The organism is Gracilibacillus sp. Marseille-QA3620 (genome assembly GCF_054950035.1).
Genome location: NZ_CM143102.1, coordinates 3,093,905 through 3,115,148, shown reverse-complemented (window position 1 = coordinate 3,115,148; position 21,244 = coordinate 3,093,905). Strand labels below are relative to the sequence as shown.

Annotated in this window: 22 protein-coding genes; 20 read left to right on the top strand and 2 right to left on the bottom strand. The window is 43.8% G+C overall.

Features of this window, described 5'->3' with window-relative positions; all coding sequences use genetic code 11:
• Positions 1–88 precede the first annotated feature (88 nt).
• The 20 genes from ACY8DX_RS15730 to cccA all read left to right on the top strand — a co-directional run bounded on the left by ACY8DX_RS15730 (position 89) and on the right by cccA (position 19,260).
• Positions 89–1,417 carry an NfeD family protein gene (locus ACY8DX_RS15730; protein WP_462405584.1) on the top strand — a complete coding sequence of 443 codons (1,329 nt, stop codon included), beginning with the start codon at positions 89–91 and terminating at the stop codon, positions 1,415–1,417.
• 28 nt (positions 1,418–1,445) lie between these two features.
• Positions 1,446–2,447, top strand: a complete 1,002-nt coding sequence (gene floA, locus ACY8DX_RS15725; RefSeq protein ID WP_049670097.1) for a flotillin-like protein FloA — start codon at positions 1,446–1,448, stop codon at positions 2,445–2,447.
• A 40-nt stretch (positions 2,448–2,487) separates the two neighbouring features.
• Positions 2,488–3,042 (top strand): hypothetical protein, encoded by a 555-nt coding sequence (locus tag ACY8DX_RS15720; RefSeq protein WP_049670098.1) that lies wholly within the window; start codon positions 2,488–2,490, stop codon positions 3,040–3,042.
• A gap of 220 nt (positions 3,043–3,262) precedes the next feature.
• Positions 3,263–3,547: a sporulation protein YqfC gene (yqfC, locus tag ACY8DX_RS15715; protein WP_049670099.1), complete on the top strand. Its 285-nt coding sequence runs from the start codon at positions 3,263–3,265 to the stop codon at positions 3,545–3,547.
• Positions 3,548–3,564: 17 nt separating this feature from the next.
• A complete protein-coding gene (yqfD, locus tag ACY8DX_RS15710; protein ID WP_439802152.1) occupies positions 3,565–4,752 on the top strand; it encodes a sporulation protein YqfD in 1,188 nt (395 codons plus the stop codon).
• A 3-nt stretch (positions 4,753–4,755) separates the two neighbouring features.
• On the top strand, positions 4,756–5,721 hold the full coding sequence (locus ACY8DX_RS15705; protein WP_049670101.1) for a PhoH family protein: 966 nt from the start codon (positions 4,756–4,758) through the stop codon (positions 5,719–5,721).
• A 161-nt stretch (positions 5,722–5,882) separates the two neighbouring features.
• Complete coding sequence (locus ACY8DX_RS15700; RefSeq protein ID WP_231589482.1) at positions 5,883–8,021, top strand: HD family phosphohydrolase; 2,139 nt, start codon at positions 5,883–5,885, stop codon at positions 8,019–8,021.
• A 14-nt stretch (positions 8,022–8,035) separates the two neighbouring features.
• Positions 8,036–8,506: an rRNA maturation RNase YbeY gene (ybeY, locus tag ACY8DX_RS15695; protein ID WP_462406959.1), complete on the top strand. Its 471-nt coding sequence runs from the start codon at positions 8,036–8,038 to the stop codon at positions 8,504–8,506.
• Positions 8,490–8,876 (top strand): diacylglycerol kinase family protein, encoded by a 387-nt coding sequence (locus ACY8DX_RS15690; protein ID WP_462405583.1) that lies wholly within the window; start codon positions 8,490–8,492, stop codon positions 8,874–8,876. The genes ybeY and ACY8DX_RS15690 overlap by 17 nt, the downstream gene beginning before the upstream one ends.
• A 25-nt stretch (positions 8,877–8,901) precedes the next feature.
• Positions 8,902–9,300 (top strand): cytidine deaminase, encoded by a 399-nt coding sequence (locus ACY8DX_RS15685; RefSeq protein WP_049670103.1) that lies wholly within the window; start codon positions 8,902–8,904, stop codon positions 9,298–9,300.
• The gene (gene era / locus ACY8DX_RS15680) at positions 9,293–10,210 is read left to right on the top strand and encodes a GTPase Era (RefSeq protein WP_049670104.1); all 918 of its coding nucleotides are present in this window, start codon (positions 9,293–9,295) and stop codon (positions 10,208–10,210) included. Before ACY8DX_RS15685 ends, era begins: the two co-directional genes overlap by 8 nt.
• 202 nt (positions 10,211–10,412) lie before the next feature.
• A complete protein-coding gene (locus ACY8DX_RS15675) occupies positions 10,413–10,556 on the top strand; it encodes a YqzL family protein (protein WP_082197026.1) in 144 nt (47 codons plus the stop codon).
• Between the two features lie 34 nt (positions 10,557–10,590).
• Entirely contained in the window at positions 10,591–11,343 is a 753-nt protein-coding gene (gene recO, locus ACY8DX_RS15670) for a DNA repair protein RecO (RefSeq protein WP_049670105.1), read from the top strand.
• A 300-nt stretch (positions 11,344–11,643) separates the two neighbouring features.
• The gene (locus ACY8DX_RS15665; RefSeq protein ID WP_462405582.1) at positions 11,644–13,026 is read left to right on the top strand and encodes a glycine--tRNA ligase; all 1,383 of its coding nucleotides are present in this window, start codon (positions 11,644–11,646) and stop codon (positions 13,024–13,026) included.
• A 275-nt stretch (positions 13,027–13,301) separates the two neighbouring features.
• Positions 13,302–13,937 carry a transcriptional regulator CcpN gene (locus ACY8DX_RS15660; RefSeq protein WP_462405581.1) on the top strand — a complete coding sequence of 212 codons (636 nt, stop codon included), beginning with the start codon at positions 13,302–13,304 and terminating at the stop codon, positions 13,935–13,937.
• A gap of 38 nt (positions 13,938–13,975) precedes the next feature.
• Positions 13,976–14,782, top strand: a complete 807-nt coding sequence (locus tag ACY8DX_RS15655) for a pyruvate, water dikinase regulatory protein (protein WP_439802153.1) — start codon at positions 13,976–13,978, stop codon at positions 14,780–14,782.
• A gap of 243 nt (positions 14,783–15,025) precedes the next feature.
• Complete coding sequence (locus ACY8DX_RS15650; RefSeq protein ID WP_439802154.1) at positions 15,026–15,505, top strand: YaiI/YqxD family protein; 480 nt, start codon at positions 15,026–15,028, stop codon at positions 15,503–15,505.
• Positions 15,506–15,559: 54 nt separating this feature from the next.
• Positions 15,560–17,374, top strand: coding sequence for a DNA primase (gene dnaG, locus ACY8DX_RS15645; RefSeq protein WP_462405580.1), 1,815 nt, complete (start codon positions 15,560–15,562; stop codon positions 17,372–17,374).
• Between the two features lie 38 nt (positions 17,375–17,412).
• Positions 17,413–18,549: an RNA polymerase sigma factor RpoD gene (gene rpoD / locus ACY8DX_RS15640; protein WP_049670111.1), complete on the top strand. Its 1,137-nt coding sequence runs from the start codon at positions 17,413–17,415 to the stop codon at positions 18,547–18,549.
• A 354-nt stretch (positions 18,550–18,903) separates the two neighbouring features.
• On the top strand, positions 18,904–19,260 hold the full coding sequence (cccA, locus tag ACY8DX_RS15635) for a cytochrome c550 (protein WP_049670113.1): 357 nt from the start codon (positions 18,904–18,906) through the stop codon (positions 19,258–19,260).
• Positions 19,261–19,340: 80 nt separating this feature from the next.
• On the opposite strand, the gene ACY8DX_RS15630 is transcribed toward cccA, so the two are convergent.
• Both ACY8DX_RS15630 and ACY8DX_RS15625 read right to left on the bottom strand, forming a co-directional pair.
• The gene (locus ACY8DX_RS15630) at positions 19,341–20,333 is read right to left on the bottom strand and encodes an ABC transporter permease (protein ID WP_049670114.1); all 993 of its coding nucleotides are present in this window, start codon (positions 20,331–20,333) and stop codon (positions 19,341–19,343) included.
• Positions 20,330–21,244: an ABC transporter ATP-binding protein gene (locus tag ACY8DX_RS15625; protein WP_462405579.1), complete on the bottom strand. Its 915-nt coding sequence runs from the start codon at positions 21,242–21,244 to the stop codon at positions 20,330–20,332. The genes ACY8DX_RS15630 and ACY8DX_RS15625 overlap by 4 nt, the downstream gene beginning before the upstream one ends.

The window sequence follows — 21,244 nt, the reverse complement described above, 5'->3', positions numbered from 1 at the left end:
AGATAAATGCACAAGAATATTGAAACTAATAAGGTCTTTGTACGTATAATGGACTATAAGGGAAAATGGGAAGGAGGGAAGAGAGAGAGTGAAGAAACATTGGTGGTCGCTCTTTTTTATTGCCGCCTTTTGCTTGAGCTTCATCGGCGGGCCAAATACAAGCTTAGGTAATGGAGAGAAAGTCTATATTGTTCCTATACATAATGATGTGGAGAAAGGGTTAGCCAATTTCTTGACCCGTGCCATCGAGACTGCTGAGGAAGATGGGGCAGAAGCAATCATATTTGATATTAATACACCAGGCGGAGCTGTTGATGCGGCGGATGAGATTGGGCAGGCATTTGCTGAAACGGATATTAAGACCGTAGCCTTTATCGATAATCGCGCCTTATCAGCTGGTGCCTTCATATCATTGAATGCGGATGAAATCTACATGGTGCCGGGCGCCACGATGGGAGCAGCGGCAGTCATCACCTCAGATGGAAATGCTGCCGATGAGAAGGCACAATCTTATTGGCTGGCTAATATGGAGAAGGCGGCAGAATCAAGCGGCCGGAACCCGTCCTTTGCGAAAGCAATGGCGGAAAAGGATGTTGACCTGCCATCAGCTTATGATTCATGGGAAGGAAAGCTTCTTACTTTGACGGCTTCTCAGGCAAGTGAAATCGGCTACAGTGAAGGCACTGTCAAAAATGAAGAGGCACTTCTTCAGGAACTAGGGCTTGAGGAAGCAGAGAAAGTGATGTTTGAGGAAACCTTTGCCGATAAGGCGGCACGTTTTCTAACGAATCCTTATATCATTCCGATTCTGTTATCCATCGGTACGATTGGACTCATCGTTGAACTCTATTCTCCGGGCTTCGGACTGCCGGGAATCGCTGGTATTTCTGCCTTGCTGCTGTTCTTCTATGGTCATCTCGTATCGGGGCTTGCCGGATATGAAACCTTGATTCTGTTTATTGTCGGAATTGGCCTGATTCTGCTGGAATTTTTCATACCGGGAGGAATCATCGGTATAGTAGGCTTTATTGCAATAATAGCAAGTTTATTTCTTGCTTCGGGGGATGTGGAACTTATGGCGAAATCGATTTTCATTGCCTTGCTGGCAGCCTTTTTGGTAGCCGTCATTCTGATTAAATTCTTCGGGAAGAAATTCACGGCCTTTGATCGACTTGTACTGTTTGATTCAACAAGCACCGAGAAAGGTTATATCTCCAATACAAACAGAACTGAGCTCATCGGCAAGGAAGGGATTCTGCTGACTGACTTGAGACCTGCTGGAACGGTTTTGGTTGATGGAGAGAGAATTGATGTGGTCAGTGAGGGAAGCTTTATTAACAAGGGAACTGCTGTTAAAGTAGTTAAAGTGGAAGGTTCCCGTGTAGTTGTGCGACAATTAGATGAAGATAATCAGTAATTTAGAAATGAAGGGAGAACAATAAAATATGGTATTAACAAGTGGAACGATTGCAGCCCTGCTGGGTGTTGCGCTCATTATCATTGTTCTGGCCGTCTTATTTACATTCGTGCCGGTTATGCTCTGGATTTCTGCGATCGCTGCAGGTGTCCGTGTTAGTATTTTCACGTTAATTGGTATGAGGCTCCGCCGTGTAGCGCCGAGCCGTGTCATCAATCCGCTTATTAAAGCATCAAAAGCAGGATTGAATGTGACAACGAATCAGCTTGAGAGCCATTACTTGGCTGGAGGAAATGTAGACCGGGTTGTTAATGCGCTAATCGCGGCTCATCGTGCCAATATCGACCTTACCTTTGAGCGCTGTGCTGCAATTGACCTTGCAGGACGTGACGTGCTTGAGGCTGTCCAAATGAGCGTAAATCCAAAGGTCATTGAAACACCATTCATTGCGGGTGTGGCATTGAACGGGATTGAAGTGAAGGCCAAAGCGAGAATTACCGTACGGGCTAATATTGAACGCCTTGTCGGGGGTGCTGGAGAAGATACGGTTATTGCCCGGGTTGGTGAGGGTGTTATCTCGACAATTGGTTCAAGTGAAAGCCATACGACTGTTCTTGAGAATCCGGAAAGGATCTCCCAGACCGTCTTAAGCAAAGGGCTGGATGCTGGGACAGCCTTTGAAATTCTTTCCATCGATATTGCAGATGTGGATATCGGCAAAAACATCGGTGCTGAGCTTCAAACAGAACAAGCGGAAGCAGACAAGAAGATTGCCCAAGCGAAAGCAGAGGAACGCCGTGCGATGGCGATTGCACAAGAGCAAGAGATGAAGGCAAAAGTAGAAGAAATGAAGGCGAAGGTTGTAGAATCTGAAGCTGAAGTACCGCTTGCGATGGCTCATGCTTTCAAAGCTGGTAATATGGGAATCATGGATTACATGAATTATCAAAACCTTGCCTCCGATACGAAGATGAGAGAGTCCATCGGCAACATGAATCAAGACCAGACGAATCAGGACGACGAGAAATAAGATCCCTTAACCGGGTATCCTGGAAAAGGAGGTTCTATCCATGGTATTAGGGGCAATATGGGATAATCCCATTTTAATTTTCATCATCATCAGTCTGATCAGCTGGTTCTTCGGAAGAAATAAGGAAGCAGAGCAGAGCAACAACCCGCCTGATCCAATGCCGGATGAGAAAACAAATCGTCCTGAGGGCAGGGGGAGCGAGAAGCCTGTCATGCAAATGGCCGGAGCAGATGATGAGATTCGCCGTAAGATCCAGGAAAGGGAGCGCCAGCTGAAGAAGAAGCTGAGCCAGTCACCGGAATTGGAGAGAAAAGCAGAGACTTTGGCTCAATCGATTAAGGAGCAATATGAGCGGCAAAAGGCGAAACTGGCGGATTCTCAGCCGAAGGAGAGAACACCTGAACCAGCGGCAGTCTCTGTGCCCGTACAAATGGCCAGAAAGGCAATCCCAGAAGAATTACGGCCAAAGAGCAGTAACCAGGCATCCGAAAGTTCAAGACCACGTGTGAATTTACGGGAGGCTGACTTAAGACAGGCTGTTATTATGTCCGAAATTCTTGGTCCGCCTAGGTCGAAAAGAAGGCATATTAGATAATTTCAGATAGACCCTCCGAGTGATTCGGAGGGTCTATTTTTGTGTGTAATGACGGCTCTGATATTCTCTGTTCCCCCTAAGGATTAGTTGTCATGTAAGCAGCTCGCTGCGAATAGGTTATAAGGAGAGGACTCCTGAGTAATAGATACGCTTGTCGTTATATACAGCCGAAACGAGGCGCATTTATGTATATCCAGATCAGGGAGAAAGGGGGCTCTTTATGGCCCGAGCATGGGGGAATCGGTTGAAGAGGTGGGTTACGGCCGCCATGGACCTGCCGGAAGATATTATGATGGACCTGCCGAGAATCACGATGGTTGGCCAAATTCATATATACATAGAAAATCACAAGGGGCTGCTGGCTTTTTCAGATAAGGAATTGCGCTTAATGCTAAAGAGCGGACAACTTCTGGTCAAGGGTGAAGGCTTTGTGTTAAAGACGATTCTTCCAGAGGAAATCCTGCTTGAGGGAAAGATTGATCAAGTCTTATTTCTTGAAGAGTAGCAAGGGGAGGTACTCGAATGAAAAACGATTGGACAAATCATTTGAGCGGATATGTGAAGGTTCAAGTGAACGGCAGGGGCGCAACAAGATTCATTAATCGTCTTCTTGAGCAAAAGGTGCTCGTATGGGATGTTAAAAACATGGGGACGGAAACGGTTGTATTTTATATGAAGCTTGAGGAAGTGCCGACACTGAGGGTTGCAGCAAGAAAAAGCGAGTGTAAGGTGACCTTTCTGGAAAGAAAGGGGGCCTATTTCTTTGGAAAGAAATTGCTGAAGTACAGCGGCCTGCTTGTTGGACTATTTTTATTTTGCACATTAATCTTCATTCTTTCTAATGTTGTCTGGGGAATCGAAATAAAGGGAGCAAGTCCGGCTACTGAGCATGAAGTTCGCAAGGCGCTTGAGGAAATGGATATAAAGGTCGGTAAATTACAATTCGGATTGGATCAGATGGAGGATATCCAGAAGGAATTAAGTGAGCGTGTGCCTGCTATTACATGGATTGGCGTGCAGTTGAAGGGGACAACCTTTGAATTTCAGGTTGTAGAGAAGAAGCAGCCTAAAAAAGAGGCAAATGAGACCTATATGAACTTGATTGCGGCGAAGAGTGGGACAATTGTCCAGCCGATGGTTGAAAAAGGACAAGGAATAGTTGAGAAAAACCAATATGTTCAGAAAGGGGATATATTGGTGAGCGGCTTTATTGGAAGGGAAGATAATAAGAAATTTGTAGGGGCGAAAGGAAAGGTGATGGCGGAAACATGGTATAAGACCACGGTGACTGTTCCGCTGAAAACGAATTTATTTGTCTTTAATGGTGATTCTAAAACCAAGAATACCATTAAGTTCGGTGATTTCGAGATGCCTGTATGGGGCTTTGGGGAACACGGATTCCCGGAATACGAGGTTGAGGAGGATCGGAAGGTCTTTCGCTTTTTTGGCTGGGAAATCCCAATAACCTTTCATAAGAAGACATATTTAAGTAAGGAAAAAGCAGTGCGCGTGTATACGGAGGAAGAAGCGGCAGTCCAAGCAGAAAAGATGGCCAGGCAGGATGTGCTGAAACTCGCACCGGATGATGCATCCATTATTGACGAAAAAATTTTGCACAAGCGGAGCCACAATGGTAAAGTTAAAATGACTATACATTATCAAGTTTTAGAAAATATTGCAATCGGACAACCGATGATTCAAGGAGACTAAGGAATGTCAGATCAAGCAAAACTTATGAACTTACAATTAGAATCACCAAATGAAGCGGCAGAGTTGTTTGGTGTCAATGATAGCAATCTCAAGCTGTTGGAAAGTGAGCTCTCTGTCAATATCATCTCCCGCGGCGAGACCATCAGTATTTCGGGAAAAGAAGAGAATCTCGAGAGTGCGGATGAGATTTTACAAGCTTTATTGACCATTGTCCGCAAGGGAATCAAAATTGGACCCCGTGAAGTGGCCTATGCTATCAATCTGTCCAAGAATGGAACGCTTGAATATTTTGCGGATTTATATAACGAAGAGATCACCAAGAATGCAAAAGGAAAGTCCATCCGTGTAAAGACTTTAGGACAGAAGGAATACCTTTCTGCTATCAGGAGTAAGGATCTTGTGTTTGGTATTGGTCCGGCTGGTACAGGAAAAACATATTTGGCTGTCGTTATGGCGGTTCTCGCCCTGAAGAGCGGGGATGTTAAGCGTATTATTTTGACTCGTCCTGCAGTCGAAGCGGGCGAGAGTCTAGGCTTCTTGCCGGGAGATTTAAAGGAGAAGGTCGATCCATACTTGAGACCGCTATATGATGCCCTGCATGATATATTGGGCACAGAGCAGACGGCAAGGTTGATTGAACGCGGTACGATTGAGATTGCCCCGTTGGCTTATATGCGCGGAAGGACACTGGATGATGCTTTTGTCATTCTGGATGAAGCGCAGAATACAACACAGGCTCAAATGAAGATGTTTTTAACTCGACTTGGCTTTGGCTCAAAGCTGGTGATTACGGGAGATACATCGCAAATTGATTTGCCAAGAGGCATTCAATCCGGGCTAAAAGCAGCAGAAAATATCCTTAAGAATGTCACAGGAATCGGATTTATCCATCTGGATCAAACCGATGTTGTAAGGCACCCGCTCGTGGCCAAGATTATTCATGCCTATGAGAAATATGAAACAAAATAATCATAATCCTCTAGGAAAGAGAGCCGCAGGTATACTGTGGCCCTTTTCTTTTTTGTGTCTGAAATGGAAAACAAGGTGAAACGCTTGCCAAAAACTGATATTATAACATCAAGTGTTCGATTTTATACATAGAGACTCTTCCGTCTGAAGGAGGAAAGCACGTGAATTGGCTGAATACAATCATTCGTTCCATAAAAAGCTGGAAACAAAATCCGATTCTCCAAGCAACCCTGCTATTCTTATTAGCAGTGCTTTCTTATGTACTGTTATTTAGCAGCGTACAGCCGGAGAAGCTTGATGTTAAGCAGTTCAGTGTAGCAGATACGACCATTCGCTCACCAAAAACGGTCGAAGACCCAGTTGAGACGGCAGAGAAGAAACAAAAAGCTGTCAACAGTGTGGAAGATATCTATACACCTAACGAGGAATATGTTAAAAAAAGGGTAAAGATGGTGGAGGATATCTTCACGAGTGCAGAGGATGTCGTGGCTGCTGGATTGAAGAATGAGGAAGTAGAGGAAGGGAAAAAGGCAGAGATTCTAAATGAGCCAAAGAAGCATTTAAAGAATCTTCGTTCCCGGCTCTCTGACACAATCAATAAGGACATTTCTGATGAAACTCTTCTTCGTTTACTTGGTTCCTCACAGTCTGACTTAGCCTTGGCTAAGGATATGACGAAAACAAGCGTTAATGACATGATGAAGGTGGGCATACGGGCCAATGAGGTTGAGAATGCCAAGAAGAAAGTGGAAGAACAGATTAAGTATAATAGTATGCCAACTGCGAATCTGCGCTCTGCCTCCATTGATATTGGCCGCTATGCGATTATCCAGAATGTGTTCTTTGATTCTTCTGCAACGGAAACAGCAAGGGAGAAGGCTGAAGAAAATGTGGAGCCTGTCCGGATTCTGCAAGGACAGATTATCGTTGAGGAAGGATACTTAATTGATGCGGAGGTTTACCGCCAGCTAAAATTGGTTGGTCTTCTGAAGAGTGAGGAGTCATTTCTACCGTATGTTGGACTGGGTGCGATACTGATTTTAGTATTCTTCGGGGTCTATCTGGTTTTTCGTAAAGTAGAGATACCAGATCAAGTCCGGGATAATATCTTTATTTTCTCCCTTGTATATGTAATAGGCATTACACTGATGAAAATCATCCATATTACGGCACGGCTCAGCGATGAAACCCTGGCCTTTCTCTTTCCATCGGCGATGGCTGTCATGCTGATTACCATCCTTATGAAGGACAGGTATGCAGTTACGATCGGCATCCTTCTTTCTATCGTTGGGAGTATTATGTTTAAGGATGGTTTATCCGGCAGTGTTCAGTCGAGTCTTGGGATGTATATGCTGATCAGCGGGCTGGTGGCAATCGTCTTTTTAAGGCAGCATCATGAACGTTCGAGCATCTTAAGGGCGGGTCTTTTCAATGCTCTTATCAATTTGGTGCTTATCACAGGATTATATTGGATTGACGGCGCGGAGATTCCTTATATTTGGGTGGCAATTGTCGCCATTTCCTCTGGGATTATTTCAGCAATCAGCACCATTGGACTGCTTCCTTTCTTTGAAAGCAGCTTTGGCATTTTTTCTTCCATGAAGATGATTGAGCTCTCCAATCCTAATCATCCATTGCTTCGCAAGATATTAATGGAAGCGCCGGGTACATATCACCACAGTGTGATGGTGGCCAATCTTGCTGAGGGGGCATGTGAGGCGGTTGGGGCTAATGGCTTGCTCGCTCGTGTGGGATGCTATTATCATGATATCGGTAAAACAAAGCGCCCTGCTTATTTCATTGAGAACCAGACGAACATTGATAATCCGCATGACCGTCTGTCTCCAGAGAAAAGTGCTAAGATTATTCTAGCCCATGCAACAGATGGGGCAGAGATGGCTCGAAAGCATAGGATGCCTGAAGCAATTGTTGATATCATTGAACAGCATCATGGGACGACCCTTTTGAAGTATTTCTATCATAAAGCCAAGGAAGAGGGGCTTGCTCCTGAGGAGAAGGATTATCGGTATAAAGGGCCTAAACCGAGATCAAAGGAAGCGGCCATTATTGCCATTGCGGATAGCGTGGAAGCGGCAGTCCGCTCCTTGAAAAAGCCGACACAGGATTCGATTGGAAAGCTGGTTAGGTCGATCATTGCTGACAAATTAAATGACGGTCAATTTAATGAATGTGATATTACACTCAAGGAATTAGAAAAGGTAACAGTTTCATTATGTGAAACATTGACAGGTATTTTCCATAATCGAATTGAATATCCGCAAATGGATGATAAAGAATAGAGAAGGTGAAGGAATTGATTTTAACGATTGACATCATGGATGAAACGAATAAAGTGACCGACGAACAAATGAAGCTTGTGGAAAATCTGCTGGAACATACAGCAAGGCATGAGCAAGTGAAGACAGGCAGCGAAGTGTCAGTTACATTCGTAGATAACAGCCGAATTCAGGAGATCAATAAGGAATATCGCCATAAGGATGCAGCGACAGACGTTATTTCCTTTGCGATGGAAGAGATGGGTGAGGGAGAGGTTGAGATCATCGGCTCGGATGAACCAGCCCTTTTAGGAGATATCATTATTTCGATTGACCGGATGGAGGAGCAAGCTGCTGAATACGGTCATACAAATGAACGTGAGCTTGGATTCCTGGCGGTTCACGGTTTCCTTCATTTGCTTGGATATGATCATATGAATGAAGCAGATGAAAAGGTCATGTTTTCAAGACAAAGGGAGCTGTTAGACAGCTATGGTCTTACACGATAAACCAACCGGTCTTAAGCGGTTTTTTAAGGGCTTTGCCTATGCCTGGTCAGGTATCCGCTATGGGTTAGCCCATGAGTGCAATATGAGGTTTCATGCCTGTACGGCGCTTATTGTGACGGTATGCGGTGTGTATTTTGACATCACAAAGGTAGAATGGCTATTCGTACTTACGGCCATTGGGGGGATGCTTGCCCTAGAGCTGATGAATACAGCTATTGAGAAAGCTGTTGATTTAGTCACGAATGAAACGCATCCTTTGGCAAAGGCCGCAAAGGATACCGCAGCAGGAGCTGTCCTCGTGTATGCCATCTTTTCGGCGGTTGTCGGACTAATTATTTTCTTGCCGAGAATAATGAATTTATTAATGTGAAACAGAAATCTTAGGAGGTACTTACATGCAAAAAAAACAATTAATTGAAGAAGCAAAAAAAGCGAGGGAAAAGGCGTATATTCCATACTCCCGTTTTGGTGTTGGAGCAGCCTTGCTCGGAGCTGACGGAACGATTTATCATGGCTGTAATATTGAGAATGCCGCTTACTCTATGTGTAACTGTGCAGAGAGAACAGCTCTTTTCTCCGCAATGGCACAAGGTGTGACAGAGTTCAAAGCATTGGCGGTCGTGGCTGATACAGACCGTCCAGTATCACCATGCGGTGCATGCCGCCAGGTAATCTCCGAGCTATGTGACGAAGACATGCCGGTCATTTTAACAAACTTAAAGGGTGATGTTCTTGAACTGACGGTCAAAGAACTATTGCCTGGAGCGTTTTCACCGGAGGATTTACATGAGTAATCAAACCAACACCAAGTTTAAATCGGGCTTCGTATCTATCATTGGAAGACCGAATGTGGGGAAATCAACCTTTATCAACCGTGTCATTGGGCAGAAAATTGCGATCATGAGCGATAAGCCTCAAACAACTAGAAATAAGGTTCAAGGTGTGCTGACAACGAATGATAGCCAGATTATCTTTATTGATACACCAGGCATTCATAAACCGAAGCATAAGCTCGGCGACTTCATGATGAAGGTCGCTTCCAATGCGCTTCAGGAAGTGGATGCTATTCTCTTCATGGTCAATGCGGAAGAAGGATTTGGACGCGGCGAAGAGTTCATCATTGAGAAATTGAAATCCTATAAGACACCGGTCTTTTTGGTTATCAATAAGATTGACCAAATTCATCCGGATGAGCTGTTCCGTATTATCGATACGTATAAGGAGAAATATGATTTTGCTGAAATTGTGCCTATCTCGGCTCTTGAGGGGAATAATGTGGACACATTGCTAAAGCAAATCAATGCCTATCTGCCGGAAGGACCTCAGTATTATCCAGCTGATCAGATTACGGACCACCCAGAGAGATTTATCATCTCAGAAATGATCAGGGAAAAGGCTCTCCATTTGACGCGTGAGGAGGTACCTCACTCCATTGCGGTGGTAATTGATAAAATTGAACGCAGGGAAAAGGCGGAAACCGTTCATATTATGGCAACCATCATTGTCGAACGGGATTCACAAAAAGGCATCATCATCGGTAAGAGAGGTGCCATGCTTAAAGAAATCGGACAGCGTGCACGTGTGGATATTGAGAACCTTCTCGGTTCCAAAGTGTTCTTGGAACTATGGGTGAAGGTGCAAAAGGACTGGAGAAACAAAGCTTCTCATTTAAGAGATATCGGCTTCAGGGAAGATGAGTATTAAAAAACGAAGCGGGAATGAATTTCGCTTAAAGGGAATTTGTTCCAAGTAGTTGGATGAGCCCTCTTACTACGGGGCTTATATTATTCGGCAGTGAGGCGAATGGGAAATCAGCCAATTTTTAACCACATGATTTTCGGTCTGGTTGGTGAAGCTAAAGTCAGGTAAGAACAACTAGTTTCTATCAATGAAAGGTGGAATAAGTATGATTGAATTTACCTGGAATGTGTTTAGACAAACCGGAAGCGTGGATACTTATCTTCTTTTAAAGGAACTTGAAAGACAAACAGACGCTAACCAGCCAATCATGAATGAAGAAAATGAAGAGCTGAACATCCCAATCGTATAAGGGATCATCTTGCCGTCATATTGGAGTGAGTGGCGTGCTGGCTAAATGTGAAGGCATTGTAATTCGCACAACCGATTATGGTGAAACGAACAAAATCATTACATTATATACAAGAGAATTTGGCAAAGTCGGAGTGATGGCGAGAGGAGCGAAAAAGCCTAACAGCCGCTTTTCTGCTGTCACTCAGTTGTTTCATTTCGGTCATTATTTATTTCTCTCTGGCAGGGGCCTTGGCCAGCTGCAGCAGGGAGAGACGATAGAGTCCTTTCGTTCAATCCGCGAGGACATTTTTTTGACAGCCTATGCCTCCTACATAGCGGAGCTTCTAGATAAGGGAACGGAAGAAAGAAAGCCACATGAAGCTTTATTTAATCTATTTTACCAATCGCTTCGTTATCTTGATGAGGAATATGACCCTGAGATTATCGTCAATATTTTCGAGATGAAGATGCTCAGTCTATTCGGATTTGCTCCAGAGCTGAATCGCTGTGTCAACTGCGGGGCACAGGATGGGTCCTTCTCTTTCTCTATCCGTGAAGGCGGACTCCTGTGCCATCGCTGCGAGGAAATAGACCCATACCGCATGAAAATTTCCCCTGCGGTGGCGAGACTTCTTCGTGTCCTTTATTATATGGACTTGGACAGGCTTGGAACGATTTCCATCAAGGATGCGACTAAGAAGGAAATCCGTCAAGTGCTGGATGCCTATTATGATGAATACTTAGGTGTCGAATTGAAGACAAAACGCTTTCTAAGACAGATGGGTAAGATGAAGGACCAGCTTTAAAAGAATAAACTTCTTTTAATCTGTGTATTGACAATACAGGGGTGAATTGGATAGAATGTGAGATACATTCATATGTAGTTACTGTGAAGGAAAGTAGTATTTGGATAAGGGTATGCCTAGCGAGTTCGGAGATGGTGGGAGCCGAATGATATCTTGCCAAAGAAGGCAGTCTGGAGTAACGCATTTTAAAGCGGCCAAGATTCTTGGCAAATAGGGTGGAACCGCGGGTAAACTCTCGTCCCTATGCATTATGCATAGTGGCGGGAGTTTTTTTATATTGAATTAAAGGAGAGAACGATTATGACCATTACAATGGATCAAATTGTATCACATGCAAAACATAGGGGGTTTATCTTCCCTGGGTCTGAGATATACGGCGGTCTGGCTAACACATGGGATTACGGCCCGCTAGGCGTTGAACTGAAGAATAATATTAAGAAGGCATGGTGGAAGAAATTCATCCAGGAATCCCCATACAATGTCGGTCTTGATTCTGCTATTCTCATGAACCCTCGTACATGGGAAGCATCCGGCCACATCGGAAATTTCAATGATCCAATGATTGATTGTAAGAAATGTAAAGCGCGTCATCGTGCTGATAAGCTCATTGAGGAAGCTATGCAGGAAAAAGGGCAGGAAATTATCGTAGATGGACTTCCATTCGAGAAGATGCAGGAATTGATTGTAGAGAATGATATCGTTTGTCCTGATTGCGGAAGCAAAGAATTCACAGAAATTCGTCAATTCAACCTTATGTTCAAAACATTCCAAGGTGTGACAGAGTCAAGCACGAATGAAATCTTCCTTCGTCCGGAAACAGCACAAGGGATCTTTGTTAACTTCAAGAACGTTCAGCGTACAATGCGCAAAAAGCTTCCATTCGGTATCGCACAAGTCGGGAAAAGCTTCCGTAATGAAATCACACCGGGTAACTTTACGTTCCGTACACGTGAATTCGAACAAATGGAGCTTGAATTCTTCTGCAAGCCGGGGACTGAACTTGAGTGGTTTGGTTATTGGAAGGATTTTGCAGAGAAATGGCTTCTTTCCTTGGGCATGAAAGCAGAAAACTTCAGACTTCGTGACCACGAAGAAGAAGAGCTTTCTCATTACAGTAACGCTACAACTGACTTTGAATATAAATTCCCATTTGGCTGGGGCGAGCTTTGGGGTATTGCTTCTCGTACTGATTTCGATCTTAAACGCCATATGGAATATTCAGGTGAGGATTTCCACTATCTTGATCAAGAAACGAATGAAAAATACGTACCATACTGCATCGAGCCTTCTTTAGGTGCGGACCGTGTAACATTGGCTTATTTGATTGATGCCTATGAAGAAGAACAGCTTGAAGACGGCACAAGCCGCACTGTGATGCATTTGCACCCAGCGCTTGCTCCATATAAAGCAGCTATCCTTCCGTTGTCTAAAAAGCTATCTGAGGGTGCGAAAGAAGTATTTGCTAAATTGGCACAAGACTTTATGGTGGACTATGATGAAGCTGGCTCCATCGGTAAACGTTACCGCCGTCATGATGAAATCGGAACACCATATTGTATCACGTATGATTTCGATTCTGTTGAAGATAAGATGGTTACCGTCCGTGACCGAGACACAATGGAGCAGACGAGAGTAAGCATCGAGGAATTACCTGCATTCTTGAGCAGTAAAATGAAGTTTTAAGCTAGATTCACATGATGTTGATAAATGGAATACCAACTAAGGTGTCCGGCCCGCAATAAGAGGGCAATGTCGGCAGATAAGCAGTACGACATCCAAGTTAAATCAACATATCTGTTTAGCGAAGCCTAAAGCTGAAAAAGCCCGCTCAAAAGGGAATGAATTCATTCCCTTTTGGGTAGGCTTATTTTAAGTTTAGGATGATTAATTACACTTCGCGAATAAATAGTATATAATAAATGCTATAGAAGAGCGAAGTGTTATGGCACTTTAGGGTGGTGAGTACAATAGAATTAACAAAAAGACAAGAACATATCCTCCAAATCGTGAAGGATAATGGACCTATTACAGGCGAACATATTGCCGATCAATTAAATCTAACCCGTGCGACCTTGCGCCCGGATCTAGCCATCCTGACGATGGCTGGTTATTTGGACGCTAGACCCCGAGTGGGCTATTTCTATACAGGCAAAACAGAGACACAGCTACTTACAGATAACTTGAAGAAGCTTCTTGTTGGAGATTATCAGTCAATCCCTGTTGTCGTCAGCGAGGGTGTGACTGTTTATGATGCTATTTGCACGATGTTCCTAGAAGACGTTGGAACATTATTCGTTGTGGATAAGGAATCCTTGCTCGTTGGTGTTTTGTCTAGGAAGGACCTTTTGCGTGCAAGTCTTGGCAAGCAGGATTTAACAACCATTCCTGTGCACATCATTATGACACGTATGCCAAACATTACAGTATGCACGAAGGAAGACTACTTAATTGATGTTGCGGAGAAGTTGATTGAGAAGCAAATTGATGCCTTGCCGGTCGTGAAACAGAATGATCATGGATATGAAGTGGTTGGCAGAATTACAAAAACGAATATAACCAAGGCCTTCGTTTCTTTAGCCAGCGATAATGGGTAAAAAAGCGGCAGTGGGCCAGTGATACCTGGAGGACGCTTATGGAACAGTCTATAATCTACGTGGTTTCAGATTCAGTTGGGGAAACGGCTGACCTCGTAACAAAAGCAGCCGTCAGTCAGTTCAGCGGTGAGAACATCGTCTTGAAGCGAATACCGTTTGTGGAAGATGTCTCAACCGTTGATGAGGTGCTGAGTGTGGCACAAATGAATAACGGTGTGGTTGCCTACACATTAGTGAAGCCGGAGATCCGCACGTATATGAAAGAGAAGGCAGATGAAATGAATGTCACTGCATATGACATCATCGGTCCTCTAATTGATATTCTTGAACAGAAATATGGAACACCTGCACTCAATAAGCCGGGTCTTGTCCGAAAGTTGGACGAAAATTATTTCAAAAGGGTAGAAGCCATCGAGTTTGCCGTGAAATATGATGATGGAAGAGATCCGAAGGGCATCATGAAGGCGGATGTTGTCTTGGTCGGAGTCTCTCGTACATCGAAGACGCCATTATCACAATTTCTAGCTCATAAACGGTTGAAGGTGGCGAATGTGCCGTTAGTTCCTGAGGTGGAACCGCCTGAAGAATTATTTAAGGTAGATCCCCAAAAATGTATCGGGTTAAAAATCAGTCCTGATAAGCTCAATCATATTAGGAAAGAACGCCTGAAATCATTAGGGCTGAATGACAGCGCTGTGTATGCGAACATGGACCGAATCCATGAAGAACTCGCATATTTCGAGAGAATCGTTAACCGGCTTAACTGTCCGGTCATTGACGTCACGAATAAAGCGGTAGAAGAGACAGCCAATATGATTAGCGATATCATTAACAAACGAAACTAAAAGAGCATGCGAAAGCATGTTTTTTTGGTTGTTTGGATGGTCTGAATTACCAGAGGACAAAAGAGTGGAAATTTGATTTAATTTATTCTATAATAAAAAATTGTGATAAAATACCCTGCTTTAGGTTTAGAGTTATTTATAAAGGAATAAACTAGAATAAGCATCGTATATTAAAAAGTCAAGGAATCCTTAGTAAAAATATTCGACAATCGGACAAACTGTCCTTAAAAAAGAAGGATTAAGATGAGAGATGTAGAAATACAAAAGAAGAGTCATTTAACGGTTTATGTTGATGCGGATGCCTGCCCAGTGAAGACCGAGGTTCAACAAGTATGTGAGCCTTATGATGTGAACATCAAATTTGTGGCAGCTTATACAAATACAACTAATCGTTATCCTGATGTGTCCTGGGTATGGGTTGAACCAGGAAGAGATTCTGCTGACTTTTATATATTGAATCATGTGAAGAGCGGTGATATTGTCGTCACCGAGGATTTAGGACTCGCAGCGGGATGTCTTGCAAAGGCAGCTTATGTCGTAACATCAAGGGGAAAAGAGATCAAGGACAGTGAAATTGACCTATTTCTTGAGACAAGGCATTTGCATGCAAAGGCAAGACGGTCAGGCAAATATGAAAAAGGTCCAAAGAAAATCAAAATGATCGATAAATCAGCTTTCACAGAAACAATGAAAAAAATATTGTCGAAAATTGAAGGATTTTAGCAACTGATATAGAATTACAATATTCAGACCCATTATGAAACAGGTGTTAAACAATTGAAAAATCAATTAATCCCCGAAGAAACCGTGAATGAAATTCGCAGCAAGAATGACATTGTGGATGTGGTTGGCGAATATGTCCAGCTGAAAAAGCAAGGCCGAAACTACTTTGGCTTATGCCCTTTTCACAATGAAAACAGTCCTTCCTTCTCCGTTGCACCGGATAAGCAGATCTTTCATTGCTTCGGCTGCGGGGCTGGCGGAAATGTTTTCACCTTTCTAATGGATATAGAAGGATATTCCTTTGCTGAAGCTGCAAGAAGCCTGGCAGAAAGGGTAAACATACCGTTAGAGATAAACGTAAATGAAGCCTCTGAGGGCCAAAAGCAAAAGCATGCTCTCGATGATATGTATGAAGCTCATGAGCTTTTAAGGAAATTTTACCATCATTTGCTTGTAAATACAAAGCAAGGTCAGGATGCTCTTGAATATTTGCTCGAACGAGGTTTCACCATGGAATCCATTGAGAAGTTTCAACTGGGCTATTCATTAGACTCCTGGGATTATGTGCATAATTTCCTAAAGAAAAGGGATTTCTCCATTGAACGAATGGAAAAGGCCGGCCTGCTCGTCAGAAGAGAGAATGGAGAGAATTATTTCGACCGCTTTAGGAATCGAATTATGTTCCCAATCTTTGATAGGCAAGGGAATACAATCGCCTTCTCCGGACGTGCACTTGCTGCAGGTGATGAGCCGAAATATTTAAATAGTCCTGAAACTCCACTTTTTAATAAAAGTAAAGTCGTCTATAATTACCACCTGGCGCGCCCCTTTATTCGGAAGAAAGGGGCAGCGATCTTGTTTGAAGGTTTTGCTGATTGCATTTCTGCAGACAGGGCAGAGGTGCATAATGGAATTGCCACGATGGGTACGGCTCTGACTGAACAGCATATTCAGCTGTTAAAGCGGAGCACGGATACAATCATCATCTGTTATGATTCTGATGCACCCGGAATTGAAGCGGCGAATAAAACGGCTGATATGATTCGTGACAACGGTCTTCATGTCAAGATTGCCCTTATGCCGAATGGGTACGATCCCGATGACTATATCAAGGAATTTGGAGAAGAAAAGTTCCAAAACGATATAATAGGGGCTGCACATACGTATATCTCTTTCAAGATGATTTATCATAAGAGAGGCAAAAACTTTGCAAATGAAGGCGATAAGATGGATTATATTGAAAGCGTCCTTCAAGAAACAGCAAAGTTAGACAGTGAAGTCGAAAGGGAATTCTACTTAAGACAAATTGCTACAGAATTCACACTTTCACTGGAATCCTTGCTTAATCAGCAGGGTAAAGTGGGTAAATATAATAAGAGGGCGCCTAAACAAGCGACACAGGCCGCCTCATTTCAAGCGATGCCAGCACCGAGAAGAAAAGGGATGAAGCCGGCACATATGAAGGCTGAGGAGACTTTGCTGGCTCTCATGCTCCATGACCGGGAATTGGCCTATCGCATACAAAAGCTGCTGGATGGAATGGAAATGAACCATGATGATCATCAAGCAATCATTACGTATTTATTCGCCTTCTATGAGGAAGGGCACGAGGCGGATGCAAGTCTGTTCCTCCATTTCCTCCCTGATGTGAATTTAAGAAAGATTGTCACTGAGATTGAAATGATGGATTTTCATCATGAGCCCAGCGAGCAGGAATTATTGGATTACGTTAACCAAATTACTAAATATAAACAGTTAATGGTTATTAAAGAAAAGAAAGCGGAGCAACTTGAGGCTGAAAAGCGGCAGGATTTCATTCGTGCTGCTGAACTAGGAAAAGAGTTGATATCGCTAAGAAATTCTTTATGACGGAAGTAAAAGAAGTGGATTGAGAAGGAGGGGAACAAATGGCTGAAAAGTCAGCACGTTCCAAAGAAAAAGCAGTAGACATCACAGATATGACATTGGACCAGGCGAAAGAATACGTTACGGAGCTTGGTAAGAAAAGAGGCCAGTTAACATACGAAGATATCGCAGAGCGCCTCTCCAGTTTCGTGCTTGATTCTGAACAAATGGATGAATTCTATGAATACCTTGGAGAGCAAGGTGTCGATATAGTGAGTGAAGCCGACGACGATGAGGAAAATCCTGATACACAGGAGCTTGAAAAAGAAGAAGAGTTTGACCTGAATGACTTAAGCGTGCCTCCTGGTGTCAAAATCAATGATCCGGTGCGTATGTATCTTAAAGAAATCGGGCGTGTAGACCTCCTTTCCGCTGAGGAAGAAATCCTCCTGGCTGAACGTATTGAAGAAGGCGATGAAGAAGCTAAGCGGCGACTGGCAGAAGCAAACCTCCGTCTCGTTGTCAGTATCGCAAAACGTTATGTCGGACGCGGGATGCTGTTCCTGGATCTTATACAAGAAGGGAATATGGGCCTTATCAAAGCGGTTGAGAAATTCGACTACCGCAAAGGCTTTAAATTCAGTACGTATGCTACTTGGTGGATTCGTCAGGCAATCACACGTGCTATTGCGGACCAAGCAAGAACGATCCGTATCCCGGTTCATATGGTGGAAACCATCAATAAACTAATTCGTGTTCAACGTCAGCTTTTACAGGATTTAGGCCGTGAGCCTTCTCCAGAGGAAATCGCAGAAGAAATGGACCTAACACCGGAGAAAGTGCGTGAAATCTTAAAAATTGCACAAGAGCCTGTTTCCTTGGAAACGCCAATTGGGGAAGAAGATGATTCACATCTTGGCGATTTCATTGAGGACCAGGATGCTACATCTCCATCTGACCATGCAGCATATGAGCTCTTGAAGGAGCAATTAGAGGATGTACTGGACACGCTTACCGACCGTGAAGAAAATGTGCTTCGCTTACGCTTCGGGCTTGATGACGGCAGAACCCGTACTCTTGAAGAAGTGGGCAAGGTATTCGGTGTAACGCGTGAGCGCATCAGACAGATTGAGGCGAAGGCATTGCGCAAGCTGCGCCACCCAAGCCGCAGCAAACGTCTAAAGGATTTCTTAGAATAGAATATAACATATATTGACAACAGGATGAAAGTCCGCTGGAAATTTTTCCGGCAGGCTTTTTTCTTTTGATGGCCTGTCGAACCAGGGCTCTTTGCATTGATTCTCAGGCGTTTATTGATTGGGACAGGCAAAGACCCTCCAAGAGTATTTGCCGCCGTCAGAGAAGGTATGAAACGCCTTAGACGACGAGTGCGCTGTATGGAATCTATTGTTAGAATTGCGTCTCTCCTAAATGTTAAAAATTTTCGTAAATTCAGGGATATAACTTTTCCAAAATTGGTTTTTAAAGTAAAATAGGGAGTGGTATTGTAAACTATTGTCATATGCGGCTGCATAGGGGAGGGGAGCTAATATATGAAAAACAATGCGGTAATGCCATATATCATTATTATGGTTCTTGGTCTATCACTCGTCTTTTTCCTTTCAATCAAAGGCATTGGGGATGCAGATAAGATGGCAAAGGAAAAAGAAGGAAATGAGAAAACGGAAGAGACAGCAAACAATGATAAGCCAGAAGATATTTATAAGAATCAATGTTTGAGCTGCCACGGTGGTAATTATGAAGGCGGCGCCGGTCCTGCTTTAATCGGAGTGAAGGACAAGGAATTGATTAAAGACCGTATTGTTAATGGTAAGGGCATGATGCCTGGAGGACTCGTACCAGAGGATAAGGTCGATGAAATGGTTGAATTTATTGCCGGGCTGGAATAGGACAGTCTGACGGTATAAAGGAACCAAGAAAAGAAGAGACATCCTGATGGATGTCTCTTTCTTTTTCAGCTCCATCGAATTCAGCTGAACATATCCTGCCGAGTGAACACAAGAAAGGCAATTAAGAGGGAGGCTAGTCCCCAAATGGCAAGGATCATAAGGGAAAAGTCGAGTGTAAGCCCCTCGACCATTGGCAGGTTCCCGGATAGATAGTCTGTTAAGTCGAGATTGACACTGAAGATATATTTTGCACCGGCCCATGCACTCGCAAATCCCTTCAGAATAGCACCGGCAATAAGAGCAGCAAACATGATACCCATCCCGATTGAGGTGTTTCGGACAAGAACGGATACCATAAAGCTGATGGTGCCTGTAACTACGCCGACGAACCAAGAAAGCCCGGCAGACATGAGGATATACTGCCATTGAGGCACCAGCTTGATGGATTCTGTTACTAATGTGCCATTTTCAATGGCAAAGCCGGTCGCAACAGGAACCTTTAATCCATCGAAATGAAAGAACAATCCTGCTAATAAGTAGGAGAGCCCGATTACGAGCAGGATGATAAGAGAGACGGAGAGTAAAAGGGTCACATACTTGCTCAAGAGAATTTTCCACCTCTTAATGGGACGGGTGAGAAGAATCTTGATTGTTCCGTCACTCCGTTCACCGCTGACAAGGTCAATCGCAATGATCATAACCAGAAGGGGGATAAACATCGCAATGCCTTCATTTAAGAATTCGCGTACAAATGTCGGTGCTCCAGGTGAGTTGGGATTGATGTCATGGTCAAGATAATATTGCTGCTGATCAATCATGACCGTAAGCTGATTCTTCCACTCTTCCGGGATTCCGCTGCTTTGAAGCCGATTTTGGCTGTCAACAATACTCTGCTGAAGGACAACCCGCCAATCATCCGTGCCCAGCCTCTTCTCTCGCTGTTTCATTTGTGCATCTTGTGCATAGATGAAGATTGGAATAAGGACAAGCAGTATGAGAATGATGGCTGCCAGCCGCTTTTTTCTGTATAGCTTTTCCATTTCATTGAGAAGAAGCTTTGCAAATTCAATCATGCTTGTTCCTCCTTCGTCAAATCCATGAATAATTCTTCAAGTGTAAGCGGCTTTTCCTGAACAGTATGAACGTCTATCCCGCCTTCGACCAATCGGCGTGTGCACTGGCTGACATTCATAGAGGGGATTGTACAGAGTATACGGTCCTCTTTTCTGACGGCATCCTGAACCACATTCATTTGTTTCAAGAGGGATAGTGCCTCCTCAACCGGGGAAACCTTCCATTCAATGCGGTCGCTTGATGTGCCGAGGAGTTCCCTTACCTCTGCCACGGTGATCATTCTTCCTTTATTGATGATGGCTACCCGGTCACACATGAGCTGAATCTCACTTAATAGATGGCTGGAGATGAATACGCTGATGCGCTGCTCAATAACGAGATTTCTAACGAAGGTGCGCAGCTCCCTAATGCCGGATGGGTCAAGACCATTTGTTGGTTCATCAAGAATCAACAGTCTGGGATTGCCAAGAAGTGCCTGAGCAATTCCGAGCCTTTGCTTCATTCCGAGAGAATATGTTTTCACTTTTTCATGGATTCGCTTTTCTAATTGGACTTGCTTGACGATTTCATGAATCCGTTCATCTGTAATATCCCCAAGCATCCGCGCAAATTGCTTCAGGTTTTCCCAACCGGTTAAATACCCATACAGCTCAGGGTTCTCTACGATGGAGCCGACTTGGCGCATGGCCTTTTTGAAGGAAGTGCGTACATTATGTCCGCCGATGCTAATTGTTCCGCTGCTTGGCTGAATGAGACCAACAAGCATCCGAATGGTCGTTGTTTTTCCAGCTCCATTTGGTCCAAGAAAGCCGAATATCTCACCTGGCTTGACGGAAAAACTCACATCATCTACTAATTTCTTTCCCTTTATCTCCTTTGTCAGGTGTTCTACATTCAATACGGGCTCCAT